Below are 22177 nucleotides of genomic sequence, written 5' to 3' on the forward strand. Positions count from 1 at the left end.
GCGTGTCAGCGCGCGAACCCGGAATCCAGCGGCGAGCACCGAGTTTCGGGCTGGATTCCGGGCTCGCGGCTTCGCCGCGCCCGGAATGACGACGATTCATCGCCGCATCGACTTGATATCGGATCATAGCTCATGTCCCGTCCGCGCGTCGTGATCACCAATCGGCCGTTCCCCGAGACGGTCGCGCTGCTCGCCCCGCATGCCGTCCTCGAGGTCAACGATGCGCCGGAGCCGTGGGCGCCCGACGTGGTGCGCGCGCGCTGCCGCGACGCGACGGGTCTCCTCGCTTTCATGACCGACCGCATCGACGCGGCCTTCCTCGACGCCTGCCCGTCGCTGCGCGTCGTCGGCGCGGCCCTCAAGGGCTACGACAACATCGACGTCGAGGCTGCCGCGGCGCGCGGCGTCACCGTGACCATCGTGCCGGATCTGCTCACCGTGCCGACCGCCGAGCTCGCCATCGGCCTGATCCTGGCGCTCGGCCGGCACATCGTCGCGGGCGACCGCGACATCCGGAGCAACGGCTTCGCCGGCTGGCGCCCGCGCCTCTACGGCACCGGTCTCGCCGGCGCGACGGTCGGGATTCTCGGCTTCGGCAAGGTCGGCCGGGCGATCGCGGCACGGCTGGTGCCGTTCGGCTGCCGGCTGCTCGCGCACGACGCCTCGGTCATGGCGATCGTGCCGCCGCTCGCCGACGCCGTGCGGCTCGCCGATCGCGACACGCTGCTGCGCAACGCCGACATCGTCGTGCTGGCGCTGCCGCTCACCCGCGACACCCAGCACGTGATCGACGCGGCGGCGCTGGCCCGCCTGAAGCCCGGCGCCCTGCTGGTCAATCCGGCGCGCGGCTCGCTGGTCGACGAGGCGGCGGTCGGCGAGGCGCTCGACGCCGGCCGGCTCGGCGGCTACGCGGCCGACGTGTTCGAATGCGAGGACTGGGCCCGCCCCGATCGCCCGGCCGCGATCGCGCCGCGCCTCCTCGCTCCGGACGCGGCCACCGTGCTGACCCCGCATATCGGCTCGGCCGTGACGGATCTGCGCCGCGCCATCGAGCGCTCCGCCGCGGAAAGCATTCTCGACGTGCTGCAGGGCCGCGCGCCCGTGCACGCCGTCACGCCGACCGTCACGACGCCGGCCGTGACGACACGACCCGAAGCCGTGCCATGCTGAATCTCGTCCATGTCCGCTCGTTCCTGGCCGTGATCGAGCGGGGCGGCGTGCGCGCCGCCGCCCGCGGCCTCGCGCTGTCGCCCTCCACGGTGCTGGCGCATCTCGATCTGCTCGAGGTGGACCTCGCCGCACCGCTGGTCGATCGCGCCCGCGGCCGCGTCGCCCCGACGGCACAGGGACTCGCCTTCCTGCCGCTCGCCCGTGCCCTGATCACGACCGCCGAGGAGGCGCTCCGGTTGGTGCGCAGCGCACCGCTGCGCATCGCCGCCGCCAGCAACGTGGGCGTCTATCTGCTCAACGTGATGCTGGCCGAGTTCCAGCGGGCCGAGAGCGCCCGGCCGGCCGAGGCCGCGCCCGCCGTCGACCTGTGGATCGGTCCCAACCCGGAGGTGGCCGAGCGTCTGGTGCGTGGCCGCGCCGACGTGGCGCTGATGGAGTGGTGGGACGATCGGCCGGGCTTTCGGGCGGAGACCTGGCGGCACGAGCCGCTGGTCGTGATCGTGCCGCCGTCGCATCCATGGGCCAGCCGCGCCGCCGTGACGGTCGATGACCTCGGCACGGTGCGGCTGCTGGGCGGCGAGCCCGGCACCGGCACCGGCACGCTGCTGCGCGCCGCCCTCGGCCCCGCCGCCGATCGCCTCGCGACGACCGGCGGCTTTGGCAGCACCGAGGCGGTGAAGCGCGCCGTGCGGGCCGGCCTCGGCGTGTCGATCGTGCTCGCCTCGGCGGTCGCCGACGAGGTCGCGGCCGGCCATCTCGTCGCCCTGCCGGTCGCCGACGCGACGCTGGTGAAGGCGCTCCGCCTCGTGGTGCCGGAGGCGCTGCCGCCCACCGCCGCCGCCGCCCGCTTCGCCGCGCATGCGATCCACGGGGCCACGATCGGCGCCGAGCACCGCGCGCCCGCGTGACGCGGCGCCGGCGCTCCGGCGGATGTGGCGCGATCATCCATCGGTGGCGCGAAGACGGGCTCGACTCTTCACCGACCCTTAAGCAGAATGATCGAGCATTCTCGATCCTGGACCGGATGTCGGCGCCCTGCCGGAATTCGGCCCGGAGAGCGTGGCCTGTGGGTTCGATGGTGACAGTCGCCCTGACTGTGCCGGGGCGCACCTGTCGCGCGCCATCGGAAGCGCGGGAAGTCGGCCGGAGGCGGTTCTAGAACGCCCCCGGCGGGCCGATCCACCGTCGACGAGACGTCTCTCGTTGCGGGGGCTGTCGTCACTCCTTCCCGGAGCGTTGCGGCGGGACCCGGAACCAATCGCGAGATTGGCGTCCGGGTCATCGTGTGCGTTGGTCGGATGCAGACTGTCGTCTGCACACACCCGCCATCGCACACCGCCGCTCGGCGACGACGGCCCCCGATCGCGCATCTTCAGGCTTCCCGTCTCACCGCCCCGGCAGCACCAGAAACTTCGGCTTCGTCGGCAGCGTCGTCTTCGACAGCACGACCGTCGGCGTCTCGGCGAGCTCGATCTCGTAGTCGGCCTTCACCCGCTCGAGGAAGCGGTCGAGCGTGTAGCGGCTGAAGTAGTGCATCGGGATCATCAGCGGCGCCTTCAGCGCCTGCAGAACCTCGACCATGCCGTCGAGGTCGAGCGTGTAGCTGCCGTCGACCGGCACCAGCACAACGTCGACGCGACCGATCTCCGACACCTGCTGGGGCGTCAGCGTGTGGTGCAGATGGCCGAGATGGGCGATGCACAGCGTGCCGACCTCGATCACGAAGATCGAGTTGCCGTGCCGCGACGTGCCGCCGGCCCAGTCGCGGATGTTGGTGGCGACGCTGCGGACATGGACGTCCTGATACGAGATGTCGTGGCCGGCCGGCTTGCCGTCGTCGCGCCAGCCGTGCAGCACGTGGCGGATTCCGGGATCGGGCGACAGCGTGTAGTGGGTCGAGTGCGCCCGGTTCATGGTGGCGATGTCGGGCACGACCGTCGGCTTGACGTAGTCGTTGTAGTCGGTCGCGACCCGCACCTGCCGCGGGCTCTCGATCAGGAAGGTCGAGTGGCCGATATAGGTGACGCGCGCCTGGTCGGGCGCCAGCGCCGCCGGCAGGAACGCCGCCGGGACGATCCGCGGCGAGGTGCGCGACACCAGGCCTGGGCAGGTGTCGAGCCGCTCGGGCGCCGCCGGCGCGGCGGGCGCGGCCGGCTGGCCGACGGCCGGGCGCATCGCGGCGAGCGGCAGACCGAGGCCGAGGATCAGGACGGCGACCAGGGCGGCGAAACGGGCGGCGAAACGGGCGGCGAAACGGGCGATCGACCGGACCGGGGTCGCACGCCGGGCGGGGGTGGCGGGCATGCGGGCTCCTTCACGTCTTCGCCCAGCATAACCCGTGCCCGGGGCCGGTCGGGAAGCCCCCCTGACCACAACGTGATGTGAGACACCAACTCCGTCGTGCTCGCCGTCATTCCGGGGCGCGGCGAAGCCGCGAACCCGGACTCCAGCGACACACGCGGAGGACTGCGCTGGGTTCCGGGTTCGGCGCTGCGCGCCGCCCCGGAACGACGACCGAATTGATCAGGCCGTTGCCGACAAAAACCCGCTGCGCTGCGATCGGCATCAGGCCAGAACGGAAAACGGGCGGGCGCCTCGCGGCGGCCCGCCCGTCCGAAACAGTCGGAAACGATTATAACCGCTCAGCGGGCGACGATGACGCCGCGCGAGGTGACCACCAGCCAGCGGCCGTCCTGCTTGCGGATGCTCTCGATTCGCCCGAGCCCCGGCAGCGTGTCGCCGGTCTCGACCTCGACCAGGCCGTAGCGGCCCTCGATGAGCGCAATGCCGCGGCGCACGTCGCGCACCACCCAGCCGCTCACGACCGGCGGCGCCGGCGGGCGCGGATCGCCGAGCGCGGCCGTGACGTCGGCCGAGGCGACCGCCACGGGCGCCGGCGGGACGCTCGCGGCGTGGATCTGGGTGGGCTGCCCGGCGGGCGGCTGCTGGGCGGCGGCCTGGGCCTGCAGGGTCGAGGGCGGCGCCCCGGGGCCTTGCGTCTGCGCCGCGCCGGCCTGCGCGGTACGCTTCTCCAGCCGGTCGATCGCCTCGCCGAGCTTGGCGAGCTTCTGGGCCGGCTCGGCCTGGGCCTTCTCGGTCCGCTCCATCCGGTCGGCGAGCTTGGCGGTCTGGGTCTGCAGCGCCTTGGTGGCGCTCTCCAGGCTGGTGCGCAGCCCGGCGACGTCGCGCTGCAGGTCGGCGACCGTCGCGCGCAGCGAGCCGTCGTCGGGCGGCGTGACGCGGACGATCGGCGCCGCCGGCTCGGGACCGAAGCTGGTCGCCGCGAAGGTCCCGGCGAGCGCCCCGAACGAGGTCGCCACCGCGATCACGGCCGCCACCTTCATGTAGGGCGGCACCTGGAACGAGAAGGCGAAGCGCCGGCGCGGCGGCTCGTCGATGTCGATGGTGTCGGAGCTGCGCCATCCGTCGTGCTCGACCGACGGCGCCGCCTTCACGGGCGTGTCGCCCCGGTAGCCGCGCTGCGGCTGCGGGCCGTCGACGACGACGGCGCCGTGGCGGCCGTCGATGCCGTCGCGGCCACCGCCCGACCCGGCCGCCGTCGCCGGCTCCGGACGCGGCAGGCGCGGGCGCCCGCCGGGCTGCTGGGACGCCGGCTGGTGCGACGCCGGCTGGTGCGCCGGAAAGGCCTCGTGGCCCGGATCGATGGATGTCGGATCGATGGCGTTCGGATCGACGGCGCCGGCGCCGCTCTGGCCTCCGAGACCCTGCGCTCCGAAATCTTGCGCCCCGAACTGTCGGCGGCCGAAGCCGCCCTCCCCCGTGTCGTGCTCGCCCATGGCAAGGGGCTCCAGAGTGTCGCGCCGATCGGCTCGAGCGACGTCGGCTCAACCGATCGTTAACGATGCGCGCTTACCAAATCGTTACGGTTCCTCTCATCGCAGGCGGCTTTGGCCGAATAGCGGCCCCTCCGTGGCACACTGTGGCGCCCCGGCGGCGGGGTTCGGAATGCTGAAAAATCTCTTAAGGCTCAGGGCTTTCACACCAACAGGCCGTTGTCGCGGGCGAGCTCGGCGAGCGACGTCTCGGGGCGGGCGCCGAGATGCTGGATGATCTCGGCGGCGGCGAGCGCGCCGAGGCGGGCCGCCTCCACGGTCGAGCGGCCGCGGGCGAGACCGACCAGGAAGCCGGCCGCGAACAGGTCGCCGGCGCCGGTGGTGTCGACGACGCGCTGCACCGGGAACGCCTTCACGGCCGTCGTCTCCTCGCGCGACACGACGAGGCAGCCCTTCTCGCTGCGCGTCACGGCGGCGAGCGCGACGTCCTGTCGAAGCTGGGCGAGCGCCGCGTCCATGTCGGCGGTCTGGTAGAGGCTGTGCAGCTCCGCCTCGTTGGCGAAGACGAGGTCGACCGTGCCGGAGCGCATCAGATGCAGAAACTCGTCGCGCCAGCGGTCCACGCAGAAGGCGTCCGACAGCGTCAGCGCCACGGTACGCCCGGCCGCGTGGGCGATCTCGGCCGCCTTCAGGAAGGCGTTCTTGGCGTTCTCCGGATCCCACAGATAGCCTTCGAGATAGGTGATCGCCGCGCCCGCCACCGTGTCGGTGTCGATGTCGAAGGGATGCAGGTCCTGGGCGGCGCCCAGATAGGTGTTCATGGTGCGCTCGCCGTCCGGCGTCACCATGATGAAGCAGCGCGCCGTCGCCGGACCGCCCTCGGCCGGCGCGGTGTCGAACGCCACCTTGGCGGCCCGGATGTCGTGGGCGAAGACGCCGCCGAGCCCATCGTTCTTCACCTTGCCGGCGAAGGCCGCGCGCGCCCCGAAGCTCGCCGTGCCGACGATCGTGTTGGCGGCCGAGCCGCCGGAGATCTCGACCGCCGGCCCCATGGCGGCATAGACGGCCTCGGCGCGCGCCTCGTCGATCAGCGCCATGCCGCCCTTGCGCATCCCGTGCGCCACCAGGAAGTCGTCCTCGGCGCGGGCGATGACGTCGACGATGGCATTGCCCAAACCGAGCACGTCGTAGCGGAGAGCGGTCATCCGAGATCTCGCGATGGGCGGGCCGCCGCCGGCGCGCGCCGCGCTTGCCGGGGCGCCTGCGACCCTGCATAGGTCATGAAAAGCGCGCGCGCCCGGTCGGGCGCGTCGCGAGGCGGCGGCGCACTATACCGATGGGCCGCCCCGTTTCAACGCCGGCACGGTCCGCGCCGCGCCCCGTCCTTAACGGTCTCCGGAGACCGGACCGCATGCACAGCCCGGACCTCCCGGCCGCCGACGGTGCCGGCGGCATCGCGAAAAAAGTCGGGACGGTGGGGGCCGCGACGCTCGGCTCGCGCCTGCTCGCCTTTTTGCGAGACGCCGGCATCGCCGCGCTCCTGGGCGCCGGGCCGCTGGCGGACGCCTATTTCGCCGCCCTGCAGGTGCCGAACCTGTTCCGCCGCCTGCTCGCCGAGGGGGCGCTGAACGGCGCCTTCGTGCCGCTGTGGCTGCGGCTGCGCGAGACGCAGGGGCGCGACGCGGTGCGGGCCTTCGGCGAGGGCGCGCTCGGGCTCACCGCCGTCGTGCTGGGGGTGGCGACGCTCGTGCTGATCGTCGCGGCACCGCTGGTCGTCCACGTCATCGCGCCGGGCTTCTCCACCGACGGCGAGCGTTTCGCCCTGGCCGCGCAGCTCGTGCGCCTCTCGGCCCCCTTTGTGGTGATCGCCGGCTGCGTCGCCGTGCTCGGCGCCATCCTCAACGCCGAGGGGCGGGTCGGCGCGGTGGCGTTCGGGCCGATCGCCTTCAACGGCGTGCTGATCGCGGCGGTCGCCTTTCTGCTCGTCGGCGGGCCGGCCGTGACGGCCCATGCAGGACCCGTGCTGGCGGTCGCCATCGTCGTCGCCGGGCTCGCCCAGACGCTGCTGATCGGCGGCGCCGCACTGCGCCTGCCGGTGCGGCCGCGGCGGCTGCGGCTGTCGGGCGGCCCCGAGCTGCGCCGCCTCCTCGTCCTCGCCGGCCCCGGGCTGCTGGCCGGCGGCATCCCGCAGATCACCCTGATGGCCGGCGCCATGATCGCCTCGCCGTCGCCGGCCGCGGTGTCGTGGCTCTATTACGCCGACCGGCTCTACGAGTTTCCGCTCGGCGTCGTCTCGGTGGCGATCGCCGCCGTGATGGGACCCGTGATCGCCGGCACGGTGCGCACGGGAACCGCCGACGAGATCGCCGCTGCGCAAGGGCGCGCGATGGCGCTGGCGCTCGGCCTCGCTTTGCCCTGTGCGGCCGGCTTCGTGCTGCTCGCCGCGCCGATCGCCCGCGCCCTGTTCGAGCGCGGGGCCTTCTCGCCGCACGACACCGCCATGGTCGCGTCGGCGCTGGCGGCCTTGGCCTTCGGGCTGCCGGGCCATGTCGCGGAAAAGGTGCTCGGTGCCATCTCGTTCGCCCGCGAGGACACCCATACGCCGATGACGACGGCGCTCGCCGGCCTCGCCGCGTCGAGCGCCGGCGCCCTGGCGCTGTTCCCGACCTACGGCCATGTCGGGGTCGCGGCCGCGATCGCGGCCGGCGGCTACGTGGCCCCCGCCCTGCTCGCCGTCGTGCTGGCCCGGCGCGGCTGGCTGCGCTTCGACCGCACGGCCGCGAGCCGCATTCCCCGCATCGCGCTGGCGACCTCCGTGATGTCCGCCGTCGTGGCCGCCGCGCGGACGGCGATCGAGGGCCTGGGCACCCCGACCGGCACGCTCGGCCGCTTCGCCGTGCTGCTCGTGCTGCTGGCCGTCGGCACCGCCGCCTATGTGGCGCTGCTCGGGCTGTTCCGCGTCGTCCGCCCGGCCGAGATCGGCGCCGCGCTGCGGCGTCGCCCACGCGGTTAATCGCCCGCGGGGCCGCCCGGCCGCATATATCCGCCCGGCCCCTTGCGCCCCCTGCCCTCGCGTGGCAAACCGCCGCCGCGATCTGGAGGACTGGTGATGGCGTTCAAGGACCTCGTGTTTTCCGGCGTTCAGCCGACCGGAAACCTGCATCTCGGCAACTATCTCGGCGCCATCGTCAACTTCGTGAAGCTGCAGTCGCGCTGCGAGTGCATCTATTGCGTCGTCGACCTGCACGCCATCACGGTGTGGCAGGAGCCGGCCGAGCTGCGCAAGTCGATCCGCGAGGTGGCGGCCGCTTTCATCGCGGCCGGCATCGACCCCAAGGCCCACATCGTCTTCAACCAGAGCCAGGTGCCGGAGCACGCCGAGCTCGCCTGGGTGTTCAACTGCGTCGCCCGCCTCGGCTGGATGAACCGGATGACGCAGTTCAAGGAGAAGGCCGGCAAGGACCGCGAGAACGCCTCGCTCGGTCTCTATGCCTATCCGAGCCTGATGGCGGCCGACATTCTCGTCTATCGCGCCACCCATGTGCCGATCGGCGAGGACCAGAAGCAGCACCTCGAGCTGACCCGCGACATCGCCCAGAAGTTCAACAACGACTTCAAGGCGCAGATCGAGGCGGCGGGCTTTTCCGACGGGCTGTTCTTCCCGATGGCCGAGCCGCTGATCACCGGACCGGCGACGCGCGTGATGAGCCTGCGCGACGGCACCAAGAAGATGTCGAAGTCCGACCCTTCGGATTACTCGCGCATCAATCTCGCCGACGACGCCGACACCATCGCCCAGAAGATCAAGAAGGCGAAGACCGACCCCGAGCCGCTGCCGAGCGAGGAGAAGGGTCTCGAAGGCCGTCCCGAGGCGGACAACCTGGTCGGCATCTACGCGGCACTCGCCGGCACCACGCCGGCCGCGGTGCTGGCCGAGTATGGCGGCGGCCAGTTCTCGACCTTCAAGGGCGCCCTGATCGACCTCGCGGTGGCAAAGCTCGGCCCGATCGGCGCCGAGATGAAGCGGCTGACGAGCGACGTCACCTATATCGACGGGATTCTCGCCGACGGCAGCGCGCGCGCCCGCGTGCTCGCCTCCGAGACGATGCGGCACGTGAAAGAGATCGTGGGGTTCGTGGGGAAGTAGGAGGGCGGCCGGTCGTTCACCGGCGTAAGCCTCTGCAGAGCTCGGTCATTCCGGGGCGCCGCGCAGCGGCGAACCCGGAATCCAGCCGAGAACGCCTAATCCGACGCTGGATTCCGGGTTCGCGCCTCCCGGCGCGCCCCGGAATGACAGCCACACACCTTGCCGGGCTCCGCCCCGCCGTGGCAGATTCGGCCGCCGAAAGGGGCGGCGCCGGGTGGCCGCCCGGGACATGCCATGAGCCGGAAGCGCCGCAGCTACGAGGCCGGGCACAAGCCCAAGTTCCTCGTGGTCATCGACGAGACGCCGGAATGCGACCGCGCCGTCTATTTCGCCGCGCGGCGGGCCGCCCGCACCGGCGCCGGAATGGTGATGCTGCGCGTCATCGAGACCGGCGACCGGGCGCCGCAATGGCTCGGCGTCGCCGACATCATGCGGGCGGAGCAGCGCGAGGAGGCGGAGGCGATCCTGGCCCGCTTCGCGGCGCGGGCCAACGGCATCTCCGGCATCACGCCGGACCGGGTGATCCGCGAGGGCGACCCGGCGACCGAGATCACCGCCCTGATCGACACCGACGAGGACATCGCCGTCCTGGTGCTGGCCGCCGGCGACGACAACGAAGGCCCCGGCCCGCTGGTCAGCGGCCTCACCAAGTCGGCCGGCTCGTTTCCGATCCCGATGGCGATCGTGCCAGGGCATCTCGGTGACGACGAGCTGGACGCCATGACCTGAGCGGCCTCCCGGCGCCCAGCCGCTTGGCGGCCCGTCAGTCCGGCGGGGGCGACCGCGGAGCGCGGCGGCCGCCCGGTTGACGCCCGTCCCGCGAAGGGACATCTCTTGAGGACCGGTCCCGCACGTGCGGGCCGGTAATCGCACGTGCGGGCCGAAGCTCGCTCCTGCGGACGAAGCCCGCTCCTGCGGACCAGGACCACCCGCCGCGGCCTTGAACCGCGGCCCGGAGAGCCGCGATGTTCATCCAGACCGAATCGACTCCCAATCCCGCCACCCTGAAGTTCCTGCCCGGCCGCACCGTGCTCGACTACGGGACGCTGGAGTTCCGCAGCAAGGCCGACGCCGACGCCTCGCCGCTGGCGCAGCGCCTGTTCGACGTGCCGGGCGTCGCCGCCGTGTTCTTCGGCTCCGACTTCATCGCGGTGACGAAGACCGACGCCGACTGGCAGCACATCAAGCCGGGCGTGCTGGGCGTGATCATGGAGCACTTCATGACCGACCAGCCGGTCATGCTGGAGCGCAGCGGCAGCGAGGCCGACGACGAGTTCTACGACGAGAAGGACGCCGAGACGGTCGAGCTGATCAAGGATCTGATCGAGACGCGGGTGCGCCCGGCGGTCGCCAACGACGGCGGCGACATCGTGTTCCGCGGCTTCGAGAACGGCATCGTCTATCTCGCCATGAAGGGCGCCTGCTCGGGCTGCCCGTCCTCCACGGCGACGCTGCGCCACGGCATTCAGAACCTGCTCCGCCACTTCGTCCCGGAGGTCGAGGAGGTCCGCCCCGTGTGAGTGGACCGTGAGTGGCCGGCGCTTTTTGCGCACGTGTTTCGAAGCGGGCCCCGGCGGGCCCGCTTCTGTTTGGGTGGATGACGGTAGGGTGGGCAAAGGTGCGCCGCAGGCGCGTCGTGCCCACGGTGCTCGGCATCTCGTTCGCACCACGGACCTCCTGGCACGCCGCTTCGCGGCTTTGCCCACCCTACAGCTACGGCTTCGGCCGCGCTTCCCGTGTCGTAAGGCGATCGAGATAGTCGCCCAAATCGGCGACTTCGACCTCCACGTAATCACCTCGCTCGAGCGCCTCGACGCCGGCCTTCAATTCAGCCCGCAGGTCTTGTCCGAGCTTTGGTCGGGCCAACCCGTTGTCCCGGCGATGGGCCAGGATCGCGCGGATCCCTTCCTCGGCATTGGCGAGTGCTTCCGCCTCGGTGTCGCCCTCGGTGACCACCTCGGGCAGGGCCGGGACCGACACGGTGAACCCGCCGTCCGGCTGCGGCTCGAGCACGACGGAAAAGCTGAACTCGGTCACCGGCCGCCTCCTGGGCTGTGCGCCTCATGGTAGCCGGGTTGCGCGAGTAGCAGAAGCGGGCGGACAGGCGCTCGCCGCGCCGCAGTCCCCGCCCGCTCCGTCACCTTCCCGACATCGGATTCGCTTGCGCGATCCGGGCCGGGACGGCACCCTGCCGGCAGTTGTCCGAACATGGTCCCGGCGAGGAAGCGTCCCGCCCGGACCGGTCCCGTCAAGAGTCCCGCCGGAGCGTTCCATCGTGCGTGTGCTCGCCATCGATACCGCGCTCGCGGCCTGTTCCGCCGCGGTCTTCGACCTCGGTCGCGGCGGCGTGCTGGCGCACGAATCGCTCCTGATGGAGCGCGGCCACGCCGAGGCGCTGATGCCCATGGTGGCGCGGGTGATGAGCGAGTCGGACCTCGAGTTCACCGATCTCGACCGCATCGTCGTGACGCTCGGGCCGGGCAGCTTCACGGGCCTGCGGGTCGGGGTCGCGGCGGCCCGCGGCATCGCACTCGCCGCCGGCAAGCCGGTCGTCGGGCTCACCACGCTCGCCTGCTTCGCCGCCCCCCATATCGCGAGCGACGACCGCACGCCGCTGCTCGCCGTCATCGATGCCCGCCACGAGCAGGTCTACATGCAGCTGGTCGGCGAGGGCGGGCGCGCCGTCATCGCGCCGCGCGTCGCCAGCATCCGCGAGGCCGCCCGCATCGCCACCGCGGCGCCGACCCGGATCGTCGGCTCGGCCGCCGCCCTCGTCCACGCCGCCTGGATGAACGGGGCGCGGCCGCCGCTGTGCGTCGACACCACGCCGGCTCCCGACATCGACTGGGTGGCGCGACTCGGCGCCGTCGCGGCCGAGACGCTCGCCTCGCCCAAGCCCCTGTACCTGCGGCCGCCCGACGCCAAGCCGCAGGACGCCGCCCGGGTGGCGCGGCGATGATCGAGCTGGTGCGCCGCTGGTGGAAAGGCGGCGAGGCCCGCCTCGGCACCGCCGAGCCGGAGGACGCGGCGGCGCTCGCCGCCCTGCACGCGGTGTCGTTCCGCCGCGGCTGGAGCGAGGAGGAGTTCGAGCGACTGCTCGCCGAGCGCAATGTCGTCGCCGACATGGCCGAGATGGCCGGCGAGATCGCCGGCTTCGTCATCACCCGGCGGGCCGCCGAGGAGGCCGAGATCCTGTCGGTCGCGGTCGCGCCGGCGCGGCGCAACCGCGGCGTCGCCGGCCGCCTGCTCGCCGTCCATCTCGGCCGGCTCGCCGCCGGCGGGGTCGAGAAGGTGTTCCTGGAGGTCGACAAGGACAACGTCCCGGCCCGCCGCCTCTACGATTCGGCCGGCTTCCGCGAGGTCGGCCAGCGCCCGGGCTACTACGACCGGGCGGGCGGCCCGCCCGCCGTCGCCCTGGTGCTCCGCCGCGACCTCATGTGACCCCCTGTGATCCGGGACGCCGCTCGCCGCCGCCCGGCGCCACGGGCGTGTTCATGCGCCGTTCGGACCTTGACGCCGCTCAATGGACGGTGCATCCGGCCCCCCCTATGATCCCGCCGCCCGGCAGGATCGGACGGTCTTCGGGACCGAACGGCGGACAGGATCGAACGGCGGAGCTTCGGGTGAGCGAGCAGGTCACGACCAACATCGAGGCGCAGTGCGTCGCCAAGGGCATGCGCATGACCGAACAGCGGCGCGTGATCGCCCGCGTGCTGGCCCGCTCCGACGACCACCCGGACGTCGAGGAGCTCTACCGTCGCTGCGCGCTGGTCGATCCGCACATCTCGATCTCGACCGTCTATCGCACCGTCAAGCTGTTCGAGGACGCCGGCATCATCGAGCGCCACGATTTCCGCGAGGGGCGCGCACGCTACGAGACGATCCGCGAGAGCCACCACGACCATCTGGTCAACCTGCGCACCGGCGAGGTGATCGAGTTCCAGTCCGAGGAGATCGAGCAGCTCCAGCGCGAGGTGGCGCGGCGGCTCGGCTACCGGCTGATCGACCACCGGCTCGAGCTCTACGCGGTGCCGCTGGACGACAAGGCCTCCTGATGCTCCGCCTCGCGGTCACCGGCGCCGGGTTCGCGCTCGCGACCGCCGCGCTGCTGCCGTTCCAGTGGGTGTCGGTGCGCTTCGCCTGGCCGCTGCGCCGGCTGATCCCGACCCTGTTCCACCGCATCGTCTGCGCGCTGTTCGGCGTGAAGGTGCGGCAGGTCGGCCGCCCGGTGCCGGGCCGGCCGCTGCTGATCGTCTCCAACCACGCCTCCTGGCTGGACATCTCGGTGATCACGTCGCGCCTGCCGGTGGTGTTCGTCGCCAAGTCCGAGATCGCCTCCTGGCCGCTGTTCGGCCTGTTCGCCAAGCTGCAGCGCTCCGTCTTCGTCGACCGCGCCCGTCGCCAGAAGACCCGGGCCGTCAACGCCGAGATCGCCGAGCGGCTGGCCGGCGGCGACCCCGTGGTGCTGTTCGGCGAGGGCACGTCGAGCGATGGCAACCGGGTGCTGCCGTTCCGCTCCGCCCTGATCGGCGCCGCCGGCGACGCTATTGCCGAGGGCGGGGCCGAGGGGCGCGTGGTGACCATCCAGCCGCTGTCGATCGCCTATACGGGATTCCAGGGCCTGCCGATGGGCCGCCAGCACCGGCCGGTGGCGGCCTGGTACGGCGCCGCCGACCTCGTGCCGCATCTCCTCCACATCGGCCGCCACGGCGGCATCGACGTGACGCTCACCTGGGGCGATCCGGTCCGCCTCGACGGCGGCACGGCCGACCGCAAGGCGATGACCCGGAGGCTAGAGGCCAGCGTCCGCCGCCTCACCGCCGAGGCGCTGCGCGGCCGCCCGGCGGGGTGGCGCGGTTGATGGACCCTCATCGCGCACGCGACAGCGTCACGAGGTCGAACGCGTAGGTCGGAGTCTCAACCGGCAGCCTGACGAAGCCATACCGCCGATAGAACAATTCGGCGGCGGGCGAGATGGCGTGGACGACCACCAGACGCGCCGAGATCTCCTGCGCGGCTCTGGCGCTGCGCCAGATCGCATCCTGCAGCAATCCTTTGCCAAGCCCCCGGCCCTGTCGTTCCCGATCGACCGCCAGCCGCGCGAGGACCACCGCCGGAATGTGCCTGGGCATGTTCCGGCGCATCGCCCCGGTCGCGTCGCGATTGAGGATTTGGCCCATGCAGAGGGCGTAGTAGCCGACGACTCTCGACGTGCCGGCATCGCAGACCACGTAGGTCTTGCTCGCCAGCACGACGGTATTGGCGAGAGCGCGTTCCCGAAGCCACTCGTCGAGAACCGGCTCCCCGCTTCGGAACGAGGAGAGATCATGGGCCTCGGTCACAGGCACCGGAGCGGAGAGATCCGCGGCCGGCTCACTCACGCGACCAAGGCGGCCGAACCGCCATCAGCCGGTTCACCCCGTCCTCCTGCTCGCGTGACGGAGGGGAATCCATCCAGTCGAGAATGCTCCGGAACGCCTTGGCGTCGGCCATCACGGTGGTCTGGTCGAGCAGCACCGCCTTCGCTTCCTTGAGAGCGGATGCCAGCATGAACTGCGACCGGTTCGTTCCGGTCAATTCGGCAGCCTGATCGATGAGCTCGCGATCGCGAACGCGGGCGCGCAGGTGGATATTCGTCTCTGCCAGGGCGGGATCGGACGTCATGCCACAACCATCGGCCGATGTGTTGGCATTGTCAACACAGATTGGGGTCTCCGCCCGCTCTGCCGCCCCCGCCATTCCAATTTGGGCCAATACCCGCTAGACCGGGGCCGAAGCAGATGAGTATCGCGGGCTTTTCGGCCGGCGCGGCGGTGCGTGCTTAGGCTCCCGATGGAGGCCAACGCCACGCCGATCCGCAGCGGGCGAGACCTAAAATATGCGGCCGGCGATGGCGCGGCCGCGAAGGCGCATTACATGGTCGTCGAGGCCGGCGATGCGTCGGCGAGGGCCACGGTGGTGGCGAAACGGGCGTGGCGCGCGAGGCGCGGCGCAATGGGCGGCCACCGGCCGGGAGACGACGTCGAAGCAATGAGCGTGACCCGCGCCCCGCGAAAGCTCTACGTGAAGTCGTACGGCTGCCAGATGAACGTCTACGATTCGCAGCGCATGGCCGACGTGCTGGCGCGCGAGGGTTACGTCGAGACGGCGACGCCCGACGACGCCGACGTCCTGGTGCTCAACACCTGCCACATCCGCGAGAAGGCCGCCGAGAAGGTCTATTCCGAGCTCGGCCGGCTGCGCGTCCTCAAGCAGGAGGCGGCCCGCGACGGCCGCCGCCTCACCGTGGCGGTCGCCGGCTGCGTCGCCCAGGCCGAGGGCGAGGAGATCATCCGCCGCGCCCCCGTGGTCGACCTCGTCGTCGGCCCGCAGAGCTACCACCGCCTGCCCGATCTCGTCGCCCGCGCCGCCGTCGAGGGCCGCGTCGTCGACACCGAGTTCCCGGCCGAGGACAAGTTCGACCACCTCGCGGCGCCGACCCGGGCGGCCACGCGGTCGCGCGGCGCCGCCGCCTTCGTCACCGTGCAGGAGGGCTGCGACAAGTTCTGCACCTTCTGCGTCGTCCCCTACACGCGCGGCGCCGAGTTCTCGCGCCCCGTCGCCAAGATCCTGGCCGAAGTCGAGGATCTGGTCGCGGCCGGCGTGAAGGAGATCCGGCTGATCGGCCAGAACGTCAACGCCTGGCACGGCGACGGCCCGGACGGCCGCGCCTGGACGCTCGCCCGCCTTCTGTATCGTCTGGCCGAGGTGCCGGGCGTCGCCCGGCTGCGCTACACGACCAGCCATCCGCGCGACATGGACGACGCCCTGATCGCCGCCCATCGCGACCTGCCGGCCCTGATGCCGCAGCTCCATCTCCCGGTGCAGTCGGGATCGGACCGCATCCTCGACGCGATGAACCGCAAGCACGACCGCGCCGCGTATCTGCGCGTGATCGAGCGGCTGAAGACGGCGCGGCCCGACATCGCGATGTCGTCGGACTTCATCGTCGGCTTCCCGGGCGAGACCGAGCAGGACTTTTCCGACACGCTCGCGCTGGTCGACGCGGTCGGCTTCGCGTCCGCCTACTCGTTCAAGTACTCGCCCCGCCCCGGCACCCCGGCGGCCGACAGCGACGACCAAGTGAGCGAGGCCGAGAAGGCCGAGCGGCTCGCCCGGCTGCAGGCCCGCATCGACCACCACGCCGCGGCGTTCAACGCCGCCACGGTCGGGCGCACCGCCGACGTGCTGTTCGAGAACCCGGGCCGCCACGACGGCCAGATGACCGGCAAGTCGCCGTGGATGCAGGCCGTGCAGGTGATGGCGCCGCCCTCGGTGAAGGGCGAGATCCTCGCCGTGCGGATCACCGGCACGGGCACCAACAGCCTCTACGGTGCCCTCGTGGTCGCCAACGGCACCGCGCCGCTGCGCCACGACGGGGCGGACCATGGCACGACGCCGGACCCGGCCCTGCCGGGTGCGCCGGACCCGGCCGTCCGGGCCGCGAGCGGAGGTCACTGACCCACCGTGCCGAGACGCAGCCCCGACACCGCACCGCTGATGCCGCCCTCCGACGAGGCGCAGATGGTGCTCGCCTTCGACGACAATCGCCTGGCGCTCGCACTGTTCGGCCAGTACGGCCAGAACCTCGCGCTGATCGAGCGGCGCCTCGGCGTCACCGCCGACTCGCGCGGCAATCACGTCACGCTCGGCGGCCCGCACGACGCCTGCGAGCAGGCGCGCCGCGTGCTGGAGACGCTCTACGAACAGCTCCAGCGCGGCCACGATCTCGGCCAGGGCGACGTCGAGGGCGCCATCCGGCTCGCCATCGCGCAGGGCTCGCTGTTCGACTTCGACGCGGCAGCCCAGCGCGTCAGCTTCGAGGAGATCAATCTCCGCAAGCGCCTGGTGCGGGCCCGCACGCCGGCCCAGGACGCCTATGTGCGGGCGCTGCGCAAGAACCCGCTCGTCTTCGGCGCCGGCCCGGCCGGCACCGGCAAGACCTGGCTCGCGGTGGCGCACGCCGTCGCCCTGTTCGAGCGCAAGGAGGTCGACCGGATCATTCTGTCGCGCCCGGCCGTCGAGGCCGGCGAGCGGCTCGGCTTCCTGCCCGGCGACATGAAGGAGAAGGTCGATCCCTATCTGCGGCCGATCTACGACGCGCTGTTCGATCTGATGGACACCCGCATCGTCGAGCGCGCCCTGCAGACCGGCGAGATCGAGATCGCGCCGCTCGCATTTATGCGCGGCAGAACCCTTGCAAACGCGGCCGTGATTCTCGACGAGGCGCAGAACACGACCTCGATGCAGATGAAGATGTTCCTCACCCGGCTCGGCGAGAACGCCCGGATGATCGTCACCGGCGACCCGAGCCAGATCGACCTGCCACCCGGCCAGGTGTCGGGCCTGTCCGAGGCGCTTAAGCTGCTCGCCGACGTCGAGGGCGTCGGCACCGTGACGTTCTCGGCCGCCGACGTGGTGCGTCACGAGCTGGTCGCCCGTATCGTCGCCGCCTACGACAGGGCCGCCGCGACGCGGACCGGCGGGGACGGCGCCATCAGGTCCGGCGAGACCACGGCGGCCTCCGGAGCCGGCGGAAAATCCACACGGAAGCGCGAGGACGGCGCATGACGCCCGACCCGATCCATACGGGAGCCACCATCGAGCACGAGGGCACCACCATCGACGTGGTGGTCGAGTCGCCGCTGTGGGCGGCCGAGCCCGAGGCCGAGGCGCAGGTGCTGCGCGCCGTCACGGCGGCGCTGCCGGCCGATCTCGGCCCCCGCGAGCTCGCCGTCGTGCTCGCCGACGACGCCACCGTGAAGACGCTCAACGCGAGGTATCGCGGCAAGGACACGGCCACCAACGTGCTGTCCTTCCCGGCCGTGCCGGGCGCGACCGGCGCGGCCGGCGACGACGCCGCGCCGGTGCTGCTCGGCGACGTCGTGCTCGCCTTCGAGACCGTGCGGGCCGAGGCAGAGCGCGACGGCACGCCGTTCGCCCATCACCTCGGTCATCTGGTCGTGCACGGCGTGCTGCATCTTCTCGGCTACGATCACGAGACCGAATCCGAAGCCGAAGCCATGGAGGCCCGCGAGCGCGACGTTCTGGCGTCGCTCGCGATCCCCGATCCTTACGCCGGACGCGAATGCGCCTGACAGCAGCCATCATGCCCGACGAACCTCCCAGTCGAAGCGAACCGAACGAGCCGGCGGGCCAGTCCCGCAGCGCCGCGGCGGACCCACCTGCCGTCGCGGCGGACGACGCCCGCGGCGTCGCGGTGCCTGCGTTGCGCGGAGAGGTGCTGCCGCGCGAGGCCGGCGAGGGCTGGGTCCAGCGCATGCTGCGCGCCCTGTTCGGCTGGAAGCCGGGCTCGGTGCGCTCCGACATCGCCGTGCTGCTCGAGGGCAACGCCCCGGCCGACGCCGACTCGGGCTTCTCGGCCGAAGAGCGGACCATGCTCAAGAACATCCTCGGCCTGCGCGAGCGGCGCAGCGAGGACATCATGGTACCGCGCGCCGACATCGTGGCGGTGCAGCGCGACATCTCGCTCGGCGAGCTCGTCAAGGTGTTCGAGAAGGCCGGCCATTCGCGCCTCGTCGTCTACGACGACACGCTCGACGATCCGGTCGGCATGGTGCACATCCGCGACCTCGTCGCCTTCATGGCGAACCGGGCCGCGACGCCGCCGCCGACGTCCAAGCGCAAGAAGCGATTCCCCGCCGACCTCGATCTGCGCGCCATCGACCTCGCGATGCCGCTCGCCGAGGCCGCCATCGTGCGCGACATCCTGTTCGTGCCGCCGTCGATGCCGGCGCTCGACCTGCTCGCCAAGATGCAGGCGTCGCACGTCCATCTCGCCCTCGTCATCGACGAGTACGGCGGCACCGACGGCGTCATCTCGATCGAGGATCTGGTCGAGCAGATCGTCGGCGACATCGAGGACGAGCACGACGAGCACGAGGCGCGCAGCGTCGTGCGCCAGCCGGACGGCTCCTTCCTGGCCGACGCCCGCGCCCCGCTCGAGGACGTCACCGCGACGGTGGGGGCCGAGTTCGACGTCGGTGACGCCGCCGAGGAGGTCGACACCATCGGGGGCTATCTGGTCACGCGGGTCGGCCGCGTGCCGGTGCGCGGCGAGATCGTGCCCGGCCCGGAGCCGTTCGAGATCGAGGTGCTCGACGCCGATCCGCGCCGGGTCAAGCGGGTGAAGATCACCCGCAGCAAGCAGCGGCGCAGCCGCGAGGCACGCCGCGAGACCTCGTCCGAGGCCCGCGCGGCGCCGCCCGAGGGGGCCGGTCCCCCCGGCCCCGAGCCGCGCCGCGGCGCCGCCTCGTCGTGACCGCCGCGCCGGTGACGGCCGCGATCTCCCGGGTCGCGCAGCCGATCGTGCTCGCCTGGGGGGTCCGGCGGATCGCGATCGCGCTGCTGGCGGGCGCCGCCTCGACGCTCGCGATGGCGCCGCTCGGCCTGTGGCCGGCCCTCCTGATCACGTTCCCGGTGATGGTCTGGCTGATCGACGGCTCCGGCGCCGGGCGCTGGAACGGCGTCGCCGCCGCCGCGGCGGCCGGCTGGTGGTTCGGCTTCGGCTATTTCCTCGCCGGGCTCTACTGGATCGGCGCCGCCTTCCTGGTCGACGCCGACAAGTTCGGCGCGCTCCTGGTGCCGGCCGTGCTGATCCTGCCGGCCGGGCTGGCGCTGTTCACGGCGGCCGGCTTCGCGCTCGCCCGCGCCCTGTGGGATCCCGGCGCATTCCGCATCGTGACGCTCGCGGCGGCACTGACCACCACCGAATGGCTGCGCGGGCACATCCTCTCCGGCTTCCCGTGGAACGCCTTCGGCTACGCGCTCGCCGAGCCGCTGGCGCTGGCGCAGGGCTTCGCGCTCGTCGGCCTGTGGGGCATGACGTTCCTGGCCGTGCTGATCTTCGCGGCGCCGGCGGCGCTCGCCGACCCGCCCGCCGAGACGCGGCGGCCGTGGCTCCTGCCGGCGATCGCCCTCGGACTCCTGGTCGCGCTGGCGGCGTTCGGCACGGCCCGGCTGGCGCTCGCCCCGACCACCTTCGTGGACGGCCCCCGGCTGCGGCTGATGCAGCCCAACATCCCGCAGGACCAGCGCTTCAGCTACGCCGCCAAGGCCGACGTGATGCGCCGCTACCTGGCGCTGTCGAACCGTGCGACCGGCGAGCGCTCGCGCGGCGTCGCCGACGCCACCCACCTGATCTGGCCCGAATCGGCGTTCCCGTTCTTCGTCGCCCGCGAGCCCGACGCGCTCGCCGCGATCGCCGACCTGCTGCCCGAGGGCACCGTGCTGATCACCGGGGCGGCGCGCCTCGCCGCATCGTCGCGGCCCGGCAACATCGAGGCCTACAACTCGGTCTACGTGTTCGACCACGACGGCTCGATCCTGTCGATCTACGACAAGGTGCATCTGGTGCCGTTCGGCGAGTACGTGCCGCTGCGCCGGCTGCTGCAGCGGATCGGGATCGAGCAGCTCGTCCGGGTGCCGGGCGGCTTCCTGGCGGGCGACCGGCTGCGCACGCTGGAGAGCCCGCGGGCGCCGCCTTTCGTGCCGCTGGTCTGCTACGAGGCAGTGTTCCCGCACGCCGTGCTGCCGCGCGGGGTGCGGCCGGGCTGGCTCCTGAACGTCACCAACGACGCCTGGTTCGGCCTCTCGCCGGGGCCCTATCAGCACCTCCAGCAGGCCCGGATGCGGGCCGTCGAGGAAGGGCTGCCGCTGGTGCGCGCCGCCAACACCGGCATCTCGGCGGTCGTCGATCCGGCCGGCCGCATCGTCGCGCAGCTCGGGCTCGGCCGCGAGGGGGTCCTCGACTCGCGCCTGCCGGCCACGCTGTCGCCGCCCCCCTACGCCCGCACCGGCGACGCTCCGGTGACGGCGGTTGTCGTGCTCGCATTGATCGCGTCGGCATGGCGTCGACGTGTCCGATTGCTTCGCCGCACGCGTTGATCCGGGCGAGCCCGGACTAGACCACGAGAGCCATTGCGGCGTATCGTCACAGCGTTGTGCAGCAGTCTGTGCGGTCGCCGCGAGAGTGTCGCGAAATCCGACGAGTCTCGCCTGTCGACAGCCCTACCGTGTGCATACCCGTCCTGCGTCGGGTGCGGTCGAAACTGCCACAATAACAGGTACCATCCTGCTGACACGGAGACGTCGGGGCGCTACATAGTCCGGGCAAGGCCCGCGCCCGCAACGCTGTCCGAAATTCCTTCCCCCGGACAAATTCTGCCCGGTGTTGAACATGGTACCCGGCAGATATCATCCGATTGATCAAGCAAGTTACTTCATTGTTCAGCAACTTGCATTGGTAAGCCCTCTCAAACGAGGGTAGTGTCTATTTTGTTCCAATTCAGAACGATTTTGATTCTGTTTCGCTGGTGCTTGGAACAGCTATGCAGTCCTGTGATTGCATCGCACGAGAGAGTGGACGAGAAGGTGGTCGGCGGGGACATGAGGAGAGAGAGAAAATGATGGCCAAAAAGGCTCCGAACCCCATCGACAAGCATGTCGGGAGCCGTGTTCGTATGCGTCGCATGATGCTGGGGATGAGCCAGGAGAAGCTCGGCGACGCGCTCAGCCTGACCTTTCAGCAGGTGCAGAAGTACGAGAAGGGGACGAACCGTATCGGTGCCAGCCGGCTGCAGCAGATCGCTCACATCCTGCAGGTTCCGGTGGCCTTCTTCTTCGAGGGTGCCCCCGATCTCGGTGACGGCGGCCCGACCGACGGCCTCGCCGAGGCTCCGTCGCCGGCCTACATCTCCGACTTCCTGGCGACCTCGGACGGCCTCGCGCTGACCAAGGCGTTCATGCGCATCAACGACGCCAAGCTGCGCCGGCGCATCGTCGACCTGGTCGAGCACATCGCCGGCGAGCCGGTCGAGAACGGCAACGGCAACGGCAAGACCGCCGAGCATTGATGCCTGGGGCGGTCCTCCGACCAGCCCCCATCGCGAGACACGACCCAGGCGCGCCCCCAAAAGGCGCGCCGTTCGTGCTTTTGGACCCGGCCTGGCCCCCCCGCCGGCGCCGGCGCCTGCGAATCGAGCGGTGCGACGGCCGGGAATTTCTC

Annotated in this window: 22 protein-coding genes; 16 read left to right on the forward strand and 6 right to left on the reverse strand. The window is 71.7% G+C overall.

The window, feature by feature from the left end:
- Window positions 1–132: 132 nt before the first annotated feature.
- Together ABTU92_RS03135 and ABTU92_RS03140 are read left to right on the forward strand one after the other, a co-directional pair.
- The gene (locus ABTU92_RS03135; protein ID WP_408087578.1) at window positions 133–1170 is read left to right on the forward strand and encodes a phosphonate dehydrogenase; all 1038 of its coding nucleotides are present in this window, start codon (window positions 133–135) and stop codon (window positions 1168–1170) included.
- Window positions 1164–2078, forward strand: a complete 915-nt coding sequence (locus ABTU92_RS03140; RefSeq protein WP_408087580.1) for a LysR family transcriptional regulator — start codon at window positions 1164–1166, stop codon at window positions 2076–2078. Before ABTU92_RS03135 ends, ABTU92_RS03140 begins: the two co-directional genes overlap by 7 nt.
- Window positions 2079–2556: 478 nt before the next feature.
- On the opposite strand, the gene ABTU92_RS03145 is transcribed toward ABTU92_RS03140, so the two are convergent.
- The 3 genes from ABTU92_RS03145 to ABTU92_RS03155 form a co-directional block, all read right to left on the reverse strand.
- A complete protein-coding gene (locus ABTU92_RS03145) occupies window positions 2557–3474 on the reverse strand; it encodes an MBL fold metallo-hydrolase (protein WP_408087582.1) in 918 nt (305 codons plus the stop codon).
- Window positions 3475–3812: 338 nt separating this feature from the next.
- Complete coding sequence (locus ABTU92_RS03150; RefSeq protein ID WP_408087584.1) at window positions 3813–4967, reverse strand: coiled-coil domain-containing protein; 1155 nt, start codon at window positions 4965–4967, stop codon at window positions 3813–3815.
- A gap of 200 nt (window positions 4968–5167) precedes the next feature.
- Complete coding sequence (locus tag ABTU92_RS03155) at window positions 5168–6169, reverse strand: adenosine kinase (protein WP_408087586.1); 1002 nt, start codon at window positions 6167–6169, stop codon at window positions 5168–5170.
- Between the two features lie 206 nt (window positions 6170–6375).
- Here ABTU92_RS03155 and murJ point away from each other — a divergent pair, with 206 nt between their 5' ends.
- The 4 genes from murJ (at window position 6376) to ABTU92_RS03175 (ending at window position 10631) form a co-directional block, all read left to right on the forward strand.
- Complete coding sequence (gene murJ / locus ABTU92_RS03160) at window positions 6376–7977, forward strand: murein biosynthesis integral membrane protein MurJ (protein WP_408087588.1); 1602 nt, start codon at window positions 6376–6378, stop codon at window positions 7975–7977.
- Between the two features lie 96 nt (window positions 7978–8073).
- Entirely contained in the window at window positions 8074–9111 is a 1038-nt protein-coding gene (trpS, locus tag ABTU92_RS03165; protein ID WP_408087590.1) for a tryptophan--tRNA ligase, read from the forward strand.
- A gap of 234 nt (window positions 9112–9345) precedes the next feature.
- Entirely contained in the window at window positions 9346–9840 is a 495-nt protein-coding gene (locus tag ABTU92_RS03170) for a universal stress protein (protein WP_408087592.1), read from the forward strand.
- A gap of 236 nt (window positions 9841–10076) precedes the next feature.
- Complete coding sequence (locus ABTU92_RS03175) at window positions 10077–10631, forward strand: NifU family protein (protein WP_408087594.1); 555 nt, start codon at window positions 10077–10079, stop codon at window positions 10629–10631.
- 193 nt (window positions 10632–10824) lie between these two features.
- Here ABTU92_RS03175 and ABTU92_RS03180 read toward each other — a convergent pair whose 3' ends face one another.
- On the reverse strand, window positions 10825–11148 hold the full coding sequence (locus ABTU92_RS03180) for a type II toxin-antitoxin system HicB family antitoxin (protein ID WP_408087596.1): 324 nt from the start codon (window positions 11146–11148) through the stop codon (window positions 10825–10827).
- A gap of 238 nt (window positions 11149–11386) precedes the next feature.
- On the opposite strand from ABTU92_RS03180, the gene tsaB reads away from it, so the two are divergent.
- The 4 genes from tsaB to ABTU92_RS03200 all read left to right on the forward strand — a co-directional run bounded on the left by tsaB (window position 11387) and on the right by ABTU92_RS03200 (window position 13972).
- The gene (tsaB, locus tag ABTU92_RS03185) at window positions 11387–12070 is read left to right on the forward strand and encodes a tRNA (adenosine(37)-N6)-threonylcarbamoyltransferase complex dimerization subunit type 1 TsaB (RefSeq protein ID WP_408087598.1); all 684 of its coding nucleotides are present in this window, start codon (window positions 11387–11389) and stop codon (window positions 12068–12070) included.
- Window positions 12067–12552: a GNAT family N-acetyltransferase gene (locus ABTU92_RS03190; protein WP_408087600.1), complete on the forward strand. Its 486-nt coding sequence runs from the start codon at window positions 12067–12069 to the stop codon at window positions 12550–12552. The genes tsaB and ABTU92_RS03190 overlap by 4 nt, the downstream gene beginning before the upstream one ends.
- 233 nt (window positions 12553–12785) lie before the next feature.
- Window positions 12786–13166 (forward strand): Fur family transcriptional regulator, encoded by a 381-nt coding sequence (locus tag ABTU92_RS03195; RefSeq protein ID WP_244670637.1) that lies wholly within the window; start codon window positions 12786–12788, stop codon window positions 13164–13166.
- Window positions 13166–13972 carry a lysophospholipid acyltransferase family protein gene (locus ABTU92_RS03200; protein ID WP_408087602.1) on the forward strand — a complete coding sequence of 269 codons (807 nt, stop codon included), beginning with the start codon at window positions 13166–13168 and terminating at the stop codon, window positions 13970–13972. Before ABTU92_RS03195 ends, ABTU92_RS03200 begins: the two co-directional genes overlap by 1 nt.
- A gap of 7 nt (window positions 13973–13979) precedes the next feature.
- On the opposite strand, the gene ABTU92_RS03205 is transcribed toward ABTU92_RS03200, so the two are convergent.
- A complete protein-coding gene (locus ABTU92_RS03205) occupies window positions 13980–14492 on the reverse strand; it encodes a GNAT family N-acetyltransferase (RefSeq protein WP_408087604.1) in 513 nt (170 codons plus the stop codon).
- Window positions 14485–14775: a DUF1778 domain-containing protein gene (locus tag ABTU92_RS03210; protein ID WP_408087606.1), complete on the reverse strand. Its 291-nt coding sequence runs from the start codon at window positions 14773–14775 to the stop codon at window positions 14485–14487. Before ABTU92_RS03210 ends, ABTU92_RS03205 begins: the two co-directional genes overlap by 8 nt.
- Window positions 14776–15141: 366 nt before the next feature.
- Between ABTU92_RS03210 and miaB the strand changes: the two genes are divergently transcribed.
- From miaB to ABTU92_RS03240, 6 genes are all read left to right on the forward strand, one after another.
- Window positions 15142–16611: a tRNA (N6-isopentenyl adenosine(37)-C2)-methylthiotransferase MiaB gene (gene miaB / locus ABTU92_RS03215; RefSeq protein ID WP_408087608.1), complete on the forward strand. Its 1470-nt coding sequence runs from the start codon at window positions 15142–15144 to the stop codon at window positions 16609–16611.
- A gap of 39 nt (window positions 16612–16650) precedes the next feature.
- Window positions 16651–17721, forward strand: coding sequence for a PhoH family protein (locus ABTU92_RS03220; protein WP_408087634.1), 1071 nt, complete (start codon window positions 16651–16653; stop codon window positions 17719–17721).
- Window positions 17718–18248: an rRNA maturation RNase YbeY gene (ybeY, locus tag ABTU92_RS03225; RefSeq protein ID WP_408087610.1), complete on the forward strand. Its 531-nt coding sequence runs from the start codon at window positions 17718–17720 to the stop codon at window positions 18246–18248. Before ABTU92_RS03220 ends, ybeY begins: the two co-directional genes overlap by 4 nt.
- An 11-nt stretch (window positions 18249–18259) precedes the next feature.
- Window positions 18260–19432, forward strand: coding sequence for a hemolysin family protein (locus tag ABTU92_RS03230; RefSeq protein WP_408087612.1), 1173 nt, complete (start codon window positions 18260–18262; stop codon window positions 19430–19432).
- Window positions 19429–21057, forward strand: a complete 1629-nt coding sequence (gene lnt, locus ABTU92_RS03235; RefSeq protein WP_408087614.1) for an apolipoprotein N-acyltransferase — start codon at window positions 19429–19431, stop codon at window positions 21055–21057. Before ABTU92_RS03230 ends, lnt begins: the two co-directional genes overlap by 4 nt.
- Window positions 21058–21578: 521 nt before the next feature.
- Window positions 21579–22025 carry a helix-turn-helix domain-containing protein gene (locus ABTU92_RS03240; RefSeq protein ID WP_408087636.1) on the forward strand — a complete coding sequence of 149 codons (447 nt, stop codon included), beginning with the start codon at window positions 21579–21581 and terminating at the stop codon, window positions 22023–22025.
- Window positions 22026–22177 lie beyond the last annotated feature (152 nt).

This window comes from Rhodoplanes sp. SY1, assembly GCF_046000175.1.
Lineage (GTDB): Bacteria > Pseudomonadota > Alphaproteobacteria > Rhizobiales > Xanthobacteraceae > Rhodoplanes.